At 65.6% G+C, this 12,376-nt stretch carries 8 protein-coding genes and 1 pseudogene; 1 reads left to right on the top strand and 8 read right to left on the bottom strand.

Annotated features, from left to right (window positions below; all coding sequences use genetic code 11):
* Window positions 1–220 (bottom strand): annotated as a pseudogene (locus I6F24_RS29580) (flagellar protein); the annotation flags it as partial.
* A gap of 320 nt (window positions 221–540) precedes the next feature.
* On the opposite strand from I6F24_RS29580, the gene flbT reads away from it, so the two are divergent.
* Window positions 541–981 carry a flagellar biosynthesis repressor FlbT gene (gene flbT / locus I6F24_RS29585; RefSeq protein WP_036015664.1) on the top strand — a complete coding sequence of 147 codons (441 nt, stop codon included), beginning with the start codon at window positions 541–543 and terminating at the stop codon, window positions 979–981.
* Window positions 982–1,054: 73 nt separating this feature from the next.
* Here the strand turns inward: flbT and I6F24_RS29590 are convergent, their stop codons facing one another.
* From I6F24_RS29590 to I6F24_RS29620, 7 genes are all read right to left on the bottom strand, one after another.
* On the bottom strand, window positions 1,055–2,551 hold the full coding sequence (locus I6F24_RS29590; RefSeq protein WP_225150679.1) for an aspartate aminotransferase family protein: 1,497 nt from the start codon (window positions 2,549–2,551) through the stop codon (window positions 1,055–1,057).
* Complete coding sequence (locus I6F24_RS29595; RefSeq protein ID WP_225150676.1) at window positions 2,548–3,801, bottom strand: hypothetical protein; 1,254 nt, start codon at window positions 3,799–3,801, stop codon at window positions 2,548–2,550. Before I6F24_RS29595 ends, I6F24_RS29590 begins: the two co-directional genes overlap by 4 nt.
* Before the next feature lies 1 nt (window position 3,802).
* Window positions 3,803–5,428: a hypothetical protein gene (locus tag I6F24_RS29600; protein ID WP_225150674.1), complete on the bottom strand. Its 1,626-nt coding sequence runs from the start codon at window positions 5,426–5,428 to the stop codon at window positions 3,803–3,805.
* Between the two features lie 10 nt (window positions 5,429–5,438).
* Window positions 5,439–6,221: a hypothetical protein gene (locus I6F24_RS29605; protein WP_225114203.1), complete on the bottom strand. Its 783-nt coding sequence runs from the start codon at window positions 6,219–6,221 to the stop codon at window positions 5,439–5,441.
* Between the two features lie 73 nt (window positions 6,222–6,294).
* A complete protein-coding gene (locus tag I6F24_RS29610) occupies window positions 6,295–8,178 on the bottom strand; it encodes a flagellar protein (RefSeq protein ID WP_225114202.1) in 1,884 nt (627 codons plus the stop codon).
* A 21-nt stretch (window positions 8,179–8,199) separates the two neighbouring features.
* Window positions 8,200–10,083, bottom strand: a complete 1,884-nt coding sequence (gene flgK, locus I6F24_RS29615; protein WP_225114201.1) for a flagellar hook-associated protein FlgK — start codon at window positions 10,081–10,083, stop codon at window positions 8,200–8,202.
* 34 nt (window positions 10,084–10,117) lie between these two features.
* Complete coding sequence (locus I6F24_RS29620; protein WP_225150672.1) at window positions 10,118–12,370, bottom strand: flagellar hook-basal body complex protein; 2,253 nt, start codon at window positions 12,368–12,370, stop codon at window positions 10,118–10,120.
* Window positions 12,371–12,376: the final 6 nt, after the last annotated feature.

Raw genomic sequence — 12,376 nt, forward strand, 5'->3', positions numbered from 1 at the left:
GCACCTGCACGCCGTTGGCGATGCCGTCGAGCAGGTTGTTGATGTCGCTGGCGCGGTTGTCGAGCGACTGGGCCGTGAAGAAGTTGGTGGGATTGTCCAGGGCCGAGTTGACGCTCTTGCCGGTCGAGAGACGGTTCTGCGTGGTGGCGAGAAGATCAGCGGTGGACTGGAGGGAGAGCAGGTTCTGACGAACCGATGCGGAGAGGACGATGCCTGACATGACTCTGTTACCTTTCTGGTAAACGACGCTACTGTTACACGTCTGCTTGGATCGCGATGGACCCAGCGACGGCGGACCGTGCCGCCGAGACCTCTAACGAAACATGAAATGAAACCCGCGCTTTTGCCCGGTCACACGTGATTCGGCCTCGGAAGCGACGCGCCTAGCAGCACCACCGCGCCAATCCTGTCCTTGAAAGCATTGAGCTTTTTGGCGGGGATGGCTCAAATTTACAGCTCGTTAACTAGTTGCGAGCGAGAATCACGTCCTGATAGGCCGCAACGAACGCTCGGTTACGAAAGCGTTGATGGAGAACAGGAATGGCCCTCAAGGTCGAGCTCAAACCGCACGAACGCATCATCGTCGGCAATTCCGTGATCACCAACACGGACCAGCGGGCCCGCCTCCTGATCGATGGCGAGAACGTGCCGATCCTGCGCGAGCGCGACATCCTCACGCCGGAGACCGCCGACACACCCGCCAAGCTCGTCTATCTGGCGGTCCAGCTCATGTACATCTCCCCGGATCCGCAGACCCAGCACGGCACCTATTTCAACCTGGTGCGGGACATCGTCACCGCGGTGCCGAGCTCCTGGCCGATCATCGAAGGCATCAACAACAACATCCTGAACGGCGACCTCTACCGAGCGCTGAAGGAAGCCCGCAAGCTGATCGCCTATGAAGAGAAGCTGCGCAACCAGTTCGAGGCCACTCATCCCAAGGCGGCAGCCGACAAGGACGACGTCAGCACCGCCGCCTGATACAGGCGTTCGCGCCAACGACAACGGCCCCGGATCGCCTCCGGGGCCGTTGTCGTTTCAGACGTTCGTCAAGTTATTGCGCTACGAGCGGTGGCGCGTCGACCTCGATCACTCCGCCGCTCCGCTGTCCACCGAACTGCAGCACGGCTGCGATCAGCGCATCGATGTCCGCCTCCTCGGTGCGGTGATTGACGATCGCGGCGCGGATCGCGAACTTTCCGTCCAGTGTCGTGCTCGATGGCGCAGCGATGCCGGACTCCTGGACGTCGGCGACGATCTCCCGATTGACCGCATCGCCGCTGCGATAGCGGAAGCAGACGATGTTGAGATTGACCGGTGCCAGCAATTCCAGCCGTGGTTCGGCCAGCACACGCGCCTCCAGATATTTGGCGAGCGCGCAGCTTCGTGCGATTGCCCGGCCCAGCCGGTCGGTGCCGAACGTCTTCAGCGTGAACCACGTCTTCAGCGCACGAAAGCCGCGCGACAGATCAGGGCCGAGATCGCAGGGCCAGACCGCGCCCGCCGCAAGCCCCCTCGCCTCGCGGCTCAGATAGGCCGCCGGCTGCGCGAAGGCCTGCCGATGCTGCTCGCCGTCGCGCACCAGCAGGAAGCCAGCGTCATACGGCACCTGCCCCCATTTGTGGAAGTCGAGTGCGATTGAATCCGCAAGCTCGATGCCGCCGAGCAGCGGCGCAAGCTCCGGCGACAGGATTGCGAGCGCACCGAAAGCGCCGTCGACGTGAAACCAGATTCCTTCCTCGCGGCACAACGCAGCGATCGCCCTGAGGTCGTCGATCGCCCCGATATCGACCGTGCCGGCGGATGCGACCACCAGGAAAGGCTTGAAGCCGACCTCGCGATCGACGGCGATCTGTGCGCGCAATGCGCCAACGTCGATGCGATGATCGGCATCGACGGCGATCTTGCGCAGCGCATCGGTGCCGAGCCCGGCAATGTCCATCGCCCTCGAGATGCAGCCATGCGCTGCCTGTGACGTATAGGCCGTGAGCAGCGCACCGTCATTGCCGATGCCGTGCTGCCGCGCCAGCGTGCCGAGCGCGGTGGTGCGTGCCACCAGCACGGCCATCAGATTGGCCATCGACGTGCCCGTGACGAAGATGCCGCTTGCGCTCTCGGGAAAGAGGAACAGGCGGCGCATCCACTCGACGATCTGGCGCTCCACCTCGATCGGCATGTGGTCGCGTCCGCCGAGATTGGCGTTGAGGCCGGCGGCGAGCATCTCCGCGAGCATGCCGACGGCGGTGCCGCCGCCATGCACCCAGCCCATGAAGCCGGGATGGACGTTGCCGGTCGCATAGGGCGCAACATGCTCGGAGAATTCGCGATAGACCTCCGCGAGGTCGCTCGCCTCGCGCGGCACGTCCGCCCTGAAGGCCGCGCGCACGTCATCGGGAATCGGCCGCCAGACGGGGCGCGCCCGAACGTTGGCAATGCCGTCGATCGTCTCGTCCAGCATGCGGTGGGCCAACGCGCGAAACTCGCTCCAGTCCTGCGGATCTAGCGGGGTATTCGCGACGGAGCTTTGCGTATTGCGGATGATCTCGTTCATGCTGCGCTCTCCGCGCCCGTCTTCGCATGCCGCAACAGCATCGCCGTGAACGCGGAAAAGATCTTGCGCATCTGCGGCGGCTTGTACGGAAACACGACCGGCGAATCCATGTTGTGCACGACGGCGGTGTTGTCGGCCTCGAACACAAGAAGCTCGCCGTTCGCGTTCTCGGCGCAATCGACGATGAAATAATCGAGGCCGACGCGCCGGCTCATCTCCTCGATCGCGTTTCTGTGGCGCTCGCCGAAAGCATGATCGAAGTCGCGCATGAAGACGGCTTCCTCGGCCCGCTTCTCTTCGCTGAAGGCCATGTAGGCGTTGAGATACCAGATGTCCCAACGGTCGGCGATCGCCATGTGGCACGCGTACGGTTTGCCGTCGACCATGGCGAGGCGATACTTGCGGTAGAGCCCATCGGGGCTCACATAATCGACGAAGCGTGCGACGAAGAAGTCCTGCTCTTTCCGTTCGGCGAGATAGGCCGCCAGAGCCGCCGCATCGTCGAGCTTCGCGAGCCCGACGCCGGCATGCGAACCGCGCGGCCGTGCGATCATCGGAAAGTGCAATTCGCCTGCGATGTCCTCGCATGCGATCCGCGCCTGCGCGAGGTCCGACAATTGCGCGCGCGTTGCATGGATGGTCGCGGGAATGTCGAGGCCGGGCACGTCCGTTAGCAGCCGATACAGCTTGTCGCGATCGAGATTGCCGATGCGATCGGGTCGATTGAGCAGCGGCCGCGGCCAGTGCGGCGCGGCCCCTTCGATCAGCGCAAGCGCCTCACGGCATTCCTCGGAATCGGACGCGACCACGATGGCCACGTCGTGCTCCGGCAAAGTCTCGGGCAAACCGACGCCCTTGATCACATAGAGAGTCAACAGCTCGACATCGGAGCCCTCGAGCAGGAAATCGATCGGCGTGTTGCCGCCCATGTCGATGTCGGCTGCAAGCGCGAGCAGGCGCAGGCCCGACTTCGGAGCTGCGCTGGGCGTTCGGAACAATTGATGGAAGGCCAGCACCTCGGACTGGATCGCAAGCCCCCGATCCTTGTCACCCAGCAGCTGGGTGATCAACGACAGGTCCAGCCCCTCGCCCGCCAGCGCGGTCCCCGCCGCGATGCGCGCGACGAGCTGATCGCGCAACGGATGCAGATCGACGCCTTCGAAGGCCCTGCGCGTCAGCTGCGCAAAGCCGATGCGGTCGGCATAGTTCGCCGCGGTCAGGCCGATCGGCGGGGAAACCGGATGCTGCATCTCACACCTCGAACGCGGACTTTACCGGCACGGCCGCTGCGCCACCGGCGAGCAGCAGCTCGATCTTCACCAGGACGTGGGCGATCTGGTCGAGAAGGTGCTGCACGTTGCGCTGCGCCTCCGCCCTGTCCGGCGACCAGGCCTCAGCCACGAGCCGCGCGCCGACGCAGAGGCGCAGCACGGCCTGCGGCGTCTCGTCCTGCCACTCCAGCCGCACCGGCTGGCCAATCAGGCAGCGCTGCGCGGCGACCTGACGGTCCCCCGTGCTGCCGTTGATCTCTTGGCTGACATCACGCGCCAACGCGCGATGAACAGAAGCGGTCTCGGCAACACAAACCGGCTTGCCGTCGCGCAGCAGCGTGAACGGAAAGATGGTCGGTTGCGCGAATTCCTCGTCGTCGATGCCGGCCACATGGGTCGCGGCCGAAACAGCGTGCAACGACGGCGACAATGCGATCATGCTGTCGATGCCGGCAGCGAGCTCGGCGAGCATCCCGGCGCGGAAGGCCCCGGGCACGCCGTAGTAGCTGCCGATCTCGGTCAGCGCCGCCTCCCAGCGCAGCCATTGACCGAAATTCGGACGGCGCTCGAAGCGCGAACGCAGCGCCGTCCAAGCCATCGGCCAATCGCAGCGGCCGGCGTAGTCACGGATTCCAGATGCGATCCCCTCGACGCGGTCGAGCGACCGCGACAGGCCCTTCGGCACCAGCAGTGCACCGCTAAAGGCAGGTCCGCCGAAGAATTTGGAGCCGGTGATCAGCACCATATAGCCGCGGTCGAGATAGGAGCGCAGCCGCTGGCGGCCGAGCCGGGCCTGGCAGGCGTCGACGACGATCTGGACCTTACGCGGCCAGCGCCGCGCGATCTCGTCGAGGCAGGCCGTGCTCGGCGCACGCCATCCGAGCTTCGAGGAATCCATGATCTGGAGCAGCACGGGCGCGCCTTGCGCGATCGTGGCCTCGACGGCATGCAGCACCGTTTCATCGGCGTCCGTGCGCATCGCGATTCCGGCTCCCGGCGCGCGCAACGGCAGCGAGATGCCGGCGCCGGCCAGCCCCGCGACCGCGCCGTCCTTGCGAACCGCAAAGCCGCTCGCCGTTAGGGTGCTGAAATGATGTCCACGCGCGGTATGGGCCGTGCCGCTGCCGGTCTGGTCGGCGCCGACCACGATCGTCACCGGCCGCGCGCCGAGCATCGTGCGCGCCAGGAACAGAGCGTGGAGCTGGGAGTCCGTGCCGGACGGCGAGAACACCACGTCGACGCGCGGCGAGAGCTGGAGATGACCGCGCAGCTCGTGGCGCATGTCCTCGCAGCGTGCATCGAAAGCGAGCTCGACCTCGTCGAGCAGGCATTTGTGCATCAGCTCTTCACGCGCCAGCGCGGCGCGGTCATAGGCCGCCTGCGAGATCGTCGACGCGGTCGAGGAGGCGAAATTCCACACCTCCGGCTCCGGCGAAGCCGGGCAGCCATAGGCGTTGGCGCGGCCGGTGGGATCGAGCGCCAGGCGCGGATCTCCGCCGGAAACGAGCAGCGTGTCGAGCGGCGTGAAGAGGTCGCGCAGGCGATAACGCGAGCCGCCGTCGGCGGCGCGTTGCATCTCGGGCCGAGGGGATGGGCCGCCGCTCATCCCGAAAGGCTCACGCCGCGGCATCGGCCGCCGCAGGCGCAGCTGCGAATTGCGAGGCGATGTCGCCATGGAACACCGACGGCCCGACGTGGTCGAGCGGGCTCTGGATGTCGGCCCAGATCTCGCCGCCGATATCGGTCCAGCGCTTGCAGAAGGCGAAGTCCTCGGACAGATAGGTGCCGGTCGCCGGATCGATCATGCATTCGAACAGCGCGAACCGGTTCCGGCTCGCCGCCAGCGCATCATGGGAATGCTCGCGGAAGAACTGGAGGTTCGCGTAGTCGGGGTGGCGGCACATCGCCTCCAGCACGTGACGCCGGATCATCAGGAAGCCGGTGCCGGCATAGCGCACGCGGGTGAATCCGTTGACCACCACGATGCGGTCGGGATCCTCGATCTCGAGCACGTAGTCGAGCGAGGCGGCCGGCACGTCGCCCCGACCCGACTGGATCGCCCGCGCGGCCTTGTCCCAGTTGACCCGCTTGATCGGATAGCAGCCGGCGACGACGTCCGCGCCGCATTCGATCAGGCGGAACACCTGCTCCGGCTTGAAGCCGATATCGGCATCGATGAACAGGAAATGCGTCGCCTTGGGATCGTCCAGGAACATCGCGGCCAGGTTGGCCCGCGCACGGGTGATCAGCGCGTCGCCGTCGCGCAAGAGAACCTTGAGCTCGAGATTGGACATGCCGTGCACGGCCCGCTGCAACGCGAAGATCGAGCTCGCATAGATGCTCGACACCTGCCCGCCGAAGCAAGGCGTCGCCACCACCAGCTGCATCTTGTCCGACATCGACCGCTCCGCCCCCGCTTGCAATCCTCACCAAGAGGTAAACAGGCATGGTTAACGGCGTCTTAACGCTTCATTACAGGAACTTGACGAGCGAGAGCTGCGCCAGGTTCGAGGTCACCTGGTAGGACGCCTGCAGGGCGTTCTGCAGCGCCAGGATCTCGCTCGCGACCTGGTCGGGCGAAGCCGATTCCGCCTGGTCAATGATGGTCTGGAGCTGCGCCTTGGCCTGGGTCTGGCGCGTGCTCGCGTCCTTCATCGTGTTCTGGGCCATCGCGATGTCGGTCTGGATGTCCTCGATGCGCTGCTGTCCGGGCTGCTGGGTCAGCGCCTGGGTCACCCGCAGGCTGAGCGCCGAGACCTGCCCGCCCGAATATTGCCCGGTCGGCGAGGTCGAGAAGGTGCCGAACACCGCGATCGCCTGCAATTGCCGGCGGATCGCATCCTCATTCGCCTGGGCGCCGTACTGCACCGTCACGGCATCGTCGACCCGCGCCATCGCGGTCGAGCGCGCCGAGCCGGGCCCGTCATTGCCCAAATACCATTTCACCGTATTGGCCGAGCCGTTCACCAGCGTGGTCGCCGAGCTCGCAGGCGAGGAGCCGACGCGCAGCGGCGGCTGCGTGGCGGTCACCGGCGTCGAGCTGAACCCGAGCGCGCTCAGCGCGCCGGTGTTCGACGTCGTGATGTTGAGGCTCGCCGCATCGTCGGTGTTGATCGTGATCGAGCCGCCATGGACCGTCGAAGGCTTCGAGGTCCCGGTGATCGCGTCGACCTTGCTCAGCAGGGTCTGGATGCTGTCGGTGACATTGAGCTGGTTGCCGGTCGCGCCCGAGGCCACGAAGGTCAGCGTGGTCCCGTTGACGGTGATGGTATCGCCTGCGACGAAGCCCGGCGAGATCGAGTCCGAGGGGCTCGCGCCCGATAGCGCCGTCGCGCCGGTGACCGGGGCCGCCGGCGCCGCCTGGTTGTTGACGGGGGTGCCGATCGCAGAGCTCGCGGTGTTGAAGAAGTTGTCGCCCGCAACGATCGCCGATGCCGCCACCAGCGAGGTGTTGGCGAGCTTCTGAATCGCGGTGTTCAGCGCCGTGTTGAGATTCGCAGCAGTATTGTTCGGGTTGACGGGCGTGCTCGCATCGATCGCGAAGCTGCCGAGCGGCGTCGGCGTTGCCGAGGACGCCGTCAGGTCGATCTGCTCGGTCGTGCCGTCCGGCAGGGTGAACTGAATGCTGAGCTTGTCGCCGTTGTTCGGATTGACGCCGTTGAGATCGACCGAGAACGACACCGGCGAGCCGCTCGGGCCGGTGACGGTCGCGCCTGTCAGCGTCGAGGACACCGCCTTGATCTTGAGGCCGAACGGCGATCCGGCGACGTCCTCCGACACCTGCACGGAGCTTGCCGTCGGCTGCGTCTGCACCAGGCGGCCCATGCCGCTGGTCCCTAGGTCCGCGGCCTGGCGCTCGGCCATGACGGTCTTGAAGCCGGCCTGTGTCGTGGTGCCGTTAATGATGTCGCCGGCATCGGCGACCGACTGGGTATTGACTGCCGTTCCGGAGAACAGATAGCGGCTGCCGGTCTGCGTGTTGAGGACACCGACCATCGAGCCGAACTGGGCGGCGGCGGTGTTCTGGGCAATCGTCTGGCCGTTGACGTTGAGGTCCTGCGCGGTAGAGGCCGAGCCGGTCTGCACCGTGCTGCGGATCTTGGTCAGCGATTGCAGCGCGGTGTTGGCGAGGTTGATGCTGACGTTGACGTTGGTGATCGTGTCGGTATAGCCGGCGATGTTGGAGAGCTGCGCGCGCCCGGCGATCGCAAAGCCCTCGTTCGTCCCCATGCCGGCATAGTTCTGCGACAGCTTGCCGGTCGAGAGCTGCGTCGAGAGGTCGGTGAGCTGCTGATTGATGTTGCGGATCTGCGCGCCGAGGATCGACGAAGAATAGTTGATGCTGCTGATCGCCATCTTTCGGAGCCCTGTTACTGTTTACAATTGAGCCTGGATCAACGTGTTCATCATGGTCTGCACCACCGACATGACATGGGCGTTGGCGGCATAGGCATTCTGAAGCTGGATCAGGTTCGACATCTCCGAATCCAGGTTGACCTTGGAGGTCGAGTCGAACTTGGCCTGGAGCGTCGAGACCACGACGCTCTGGCCTTGCTGGAGCTGGGTCGCCTGGGTCGCGGCGTTGGCCTGCACGCTCAGGAACTGCTGGAGGAAGTTCGAGACGCTGCCGGTGAAAGGCTGGCTCGCCGAGCCGAGGCCGCTCTGCGGCGAATAGGAAAACACTGCACTGGTGAGCTGCGAGTAGAGATAGTCCGAACGCGTGGTGTCGCCTGCGGGCGTCACCGGCGAGGTATTGTAGACCGACATCCGTGTCGGATCGGTCACGAGCTGCGTGTTCACGGCGATGCGCCCGGCAAGACCGGTCATCTGCGAGCCCGACGCCGTGATTGCGCCGGTGTAGAGCGCCTGCCCGCCGTCGGTGAACAGCGGCAGCTGCGGATTGCCCGAGGTCAGCGACGAGATCGTCTTGGTGGTCGAGGCCGAACCGACCTTGGCAAGCCCGGTGTTGTCGTCGGTCACCCGCAGCGTCGTGGCGGTCGCCGGCGACGGGGCGGCGGAGAACGACAGATGCGTGCCCGACAGCGCGGTGTTCAGCGCAGAGGCGATCGCGCCCATGCCGCCGGCGAAGTCGACGCCGATCCGCATCGGGTTGGCGTTGGTCGCGTTCTGGAGCGGCAGCGCGGCGGGGTCGGTCACGTTGACGAGCGTGATCTGGCGCTGCGTGTTGGTCGCCGTGTCCGTATAGGTGATGTTGACCGTGTTGCCCGGCAGCGCACCGGCAAGCTCGATATCGAAGCCGGCCGGCGGGCCGGTGACCGTGCTGCCCGTCGTGGTCTTATCGGACAGCGCGCTCGCCATCGTGGCGGCGAGCTGGTCGATCTGGTTCTGCGCTTGCACCAAAATGTCGTCGCGCAGCTTCAGGTCGGCCGCGATCTGGCCGGACGACACCACGTTGTTGGCGACGACGTCGACTTGCGAGCCGTTCGGCAGCTTGATGTTGAACGCGCCGACGCCGGACTTGGCAGGGTCGATGTTGTAGAGCGACGTTGCCGACAGCGCGCCGGCGGAGGCAAAGGAGAATTCCGAGGCGAGCCCGGCGCCGACCAGCTGGATGCCGGTCGTGGTGTAGATGTTGGCCTGGTTCGAATTGTCGGTGGTGACGCGGACGTCGACATATTTCGACAGCGTGTTGATGGCTTGGTCGCGCTGGTCCATCAGCGTTGCGGCCGAGGGATCGTTGGCCGATAGGCCCTGGAGCCTGGTGTTGATGTCGGCGATCTGCTTCATGGCCGCATTGGCGGCCTGCGCCGAATTGCTGAGATCCTGCTCGACGTTGGAGCGCAGCGACTGGATCCCCTTGGTGGTGACGTTGAGCTGCGTCGCGAGCGCCTGGGCCGCCCCGAGCGCCACGGTCTGCGCCGACGACGCACCCGAGCTGGTCGACAGCGCCTGCAGCGCCGTGGTGAACTTGTTCAGCGCGCTTTCGAGCGTGCCGGAATTGCCGGGCGTGCCGTAGACATTCTGAAGCTGCTTCAGGATGTTGGCCATCTGGTCGGCGTAGCCGCCGCCGCCGGTCTCGGTCCGTAGCTGGTTCTGCACATAGGTGTCGAGCAGGCGGCTGACGCCGGTCGTCATCGCCGTCGCGCCGAACTCGCCGGTGGTGACCTCGATCTGGTTCGGCGTCTGGACGACGTAACCCGGCGTCTGCGCATTGGCGACGTTCGAGGAGACGATCGAGAGCGCGGCCTGGTTGGCACGCAGACCGCTCATCGCGCTGGCGAGGGCTGAACTCAAACCCATATCACTGGCCCGCCTTTGTTACGTCACGCGCCGATCAGCGCAACACGTTGAGGAGATCCTGCACCATCGAGTTTGCCGTCGTGATCACCTTGGTGTTGGCCGAATAGGCCTGCTGGGTCACGATCAGCTTGGTGAATTCGTCGGCGATGTCGGTGTTGGATCCCTCCAGCGACGAGCCGCTGATGGTGCCCGAAGCGCCGTCGATGGCGTCACCCGATTGTTCGGTCGCGGCATAGGCGCCGCCGTCCATCGCCTTCAGATAATTGGTGCCGTTGAAATGCGACAGCTGCACCTGCGCGAGGTTGAGGTTCTGGCCGTTGGAGAAGGTGCCGACCACCACGCCGTTGTTGTTGACGGCGACCGATCGGAGCTGACCGGCGGCGTAGCCGTTCTGGGTGATGGTGTTGATCGTCACCGCGCCGCTGGTGCTGGCATATTGCGTCAGCCCTCCGGAGGAGATGTTGAAGGCGACGGAGCCGAGCGACTGGCCGCTGACGGTGACCTTGTTGATGGTGATGCCCGAGCCGCTCGGCGAGGTCAGCGAGCCGTCGGCGGCAAAGGTGAAGGTCTGGCCGGTATTGACCCATCCGACCGTCGTGCCGGTCGCGTTCGGGTCGGTCTGGTAGAACAGGTTCCAGCTGTCGGAATGACCCGCGCCCAGCGAGGCACTGTCGGTCTTGGCCCAGCGCAATTGCAGGTTCACCGGCGTACCGGCGGCGTTGTAGGCGGTCACCGCGCCGCCGCTGATCGATTCCTTGGTGAAGGTGGCGATGTCGTTGCCGATCACGCCGCCGGTGCCGGCCGTGCCGCCACCCTCGCGATTCCTAGTGATGGTCGAGGTGAAGCCGAGCGCGGAGAAGGCCGCGCTGTTTGAGCTCGAGACCGTCAGGTTGGAGACGGTGCCGGTGTTCAGCGTGATCACGCCGCCGCTGCTGACCGACGATCCCGAGGCGCCGGAGAGCGCGTCGATCTTGCCGAGCAGGGTCGTGATGTTGTCGGTGACGTTGATCTGGTTCGCACCCGAGGCGCCCGAGGCCATGAAGGTCAGCGTCTGGCCGTTGACGGTGATGGTGTCGCCGGGGGAAAAGCCCGACGTGAGCACCTGGGCACCGCCGGCGGTGGCCGAGCCGCTCAGCACCGTCGCGCCGGAGATTGCAGGCGAGGACAGCACGTTGCCGCCACGCGTCACGCTGCTGATGCCGAGCGCGGTGGCGGCCGTGCCGCTGCCGATCGCGACGTCGGTGCCGGTGCCGGTCGCGATCTGGATATTGCCGCTGACCGAGAGCGAAGCGGTGACGCCGGCGCCGCCGGCCGTCTGGATCGCGTTCAGGATGTCGGCCACAGTCGCCGTCGTACCCGCACCGAGACCGATCGTGGTGTTGTTGCCGACGGTCGAGACCGTGGTGCCGCCGTTGAAGGTGATGGTGTTGCCGTTGATTGTCAGCGTCTGGCCGCTCAGCGCGGTGAGGATGCTGGAGGCCAGATGCGTGCCGGCGGTATTGTCGAGCGACGTGGTCGTCGAAGCCACCGCCGAGGAATTGTTCTGGAGCGCAACCGTGCCGGTGGCCGTCGTTGACGAATAAGCCGAGCGGATGTTGCCGGTTGCGGCCGCGCCCGAGACGGTCGCGTTGGCATAGGGCGCCGGCGGCGTGCCGACCGGCAGCGGGTTGGCGGCGAAATCGGACGGGTTGAGACCGCCGGCGGCGAGCAAGGTGCCGGTCGAGGCCGTGGTTTTCGCCACCGTGTTCGGCTGGGTCGGCAGGTTCGCCGCGTACTGGATTGAGGTCGTCGCCTGCGCCGGAATGAAGTTGTTCTGGAATTGCAGGACGTTTGCCACGCTGCCGGTCGGGTTGCCGGTCTTCGGGTCGACGGTGACGCCCATCAAATAATAGCCGGCGCCGTTGACCAGGTTGCCGTTGGCATTGAGCTGGAAGTCGCCGCGCCGCGTATAGTAGGTCACCCCGGTGAAGACAGGCACGTTGTCAACGACGCCGCTCGCCTTCTGGATCGAGAAGAAGCCGTCGCCGGTGATCGCCATGTTGGTGGCGACGCTGGAGGACGAGATCGTGCCCTGCGTCGTGATGGTAGCCTTGGCGTTGGCCTGCACGCCGCCTGCCACCTGCTTGCTCGGGACCGAGGAGTCCGGAATGAGGTCGACGAAGCTGGTGCCGATGCCCTTGTAACCGGTGGTGGATGAGTTCGCGATGTTGCCGGAAATGTTCTGCAGCGCGAAGGACTGCGCCTGCAGGCCACCCACCGAGGTGTTCATTGCATCGAAGATACCCATAACTTT

It is taken from the genome of Bradyrhizobium sp. BRP23 (genome assembly GCF_020194135.1).
Lineage (GTDB): Bacteria > Pseudomonadota > Alphaproteobacteria > Rhizobiales > Xanthobacteraceae > Bradyrhizobium > Bradyrhizobium yuanmingense.

Excerpts from the sequence above, each read along its gene's own strand:
- I6F24_RS29620 (WP_225150672.1), bottom strand. The coding sequence starts at position 12,370 with ATGGGTATCTTCGATGCAATGAACACCTCGGTGGGTGGCCTGCAGGCG.
- flgK (WP_225114201.1), bottom strand. The coding sequence starts at position 10,083 with ATGGGTTTGAGTTCAGCCCTCGCCAGCGCGATGAGCGGTCTGCGTGCC.
- flbT (WP_036015664.1), top strand. The coding sequence starts at position 541 with ATGGCCCTCAAGGTCGAGCTCAAACCGCACGAACGCATCATCGTCGGC.
- I6F24_RS29605 (WP_225114203.1), bottom strand. The coding sequence starts at position 6,221 with ATGTCGGACAAGATGCAGCTGGTGGTGGCGACGCCTTGCTTCGGCGGG.
- I6F24_RS29590 (WP_225150679.1), bottom strand. The coding sequence starts at position 2,551 with ATGAACGAGATCATCCGCAATACGCAAAGCTCCGTCGCGAATACCCCG.
- I6F24_RS29595 (WP_225150676.1), bottom strand. The coding sequence starts at position 3,801 with ATGCAGCATCCGGTTTCCCCGCCGATCGGCCTGACCGCGGCGAACTAT.
- I6F24_RS29600 (WP_225150674.1), bottom strand. The coding sequence starts at position 5,428 with ATGAGCGGCGGCCCATCCCCTCGGCCCGAGATGCAACGCGCCGCCGAC.
- I6F24_RS29610 (WP_225114202.1), bottom strand. The coding sequence starts at position 8,178 with ATGGCGATCAGCAGCATCAACTATTCTTCGTCGATCCTCGGCGCGCAG.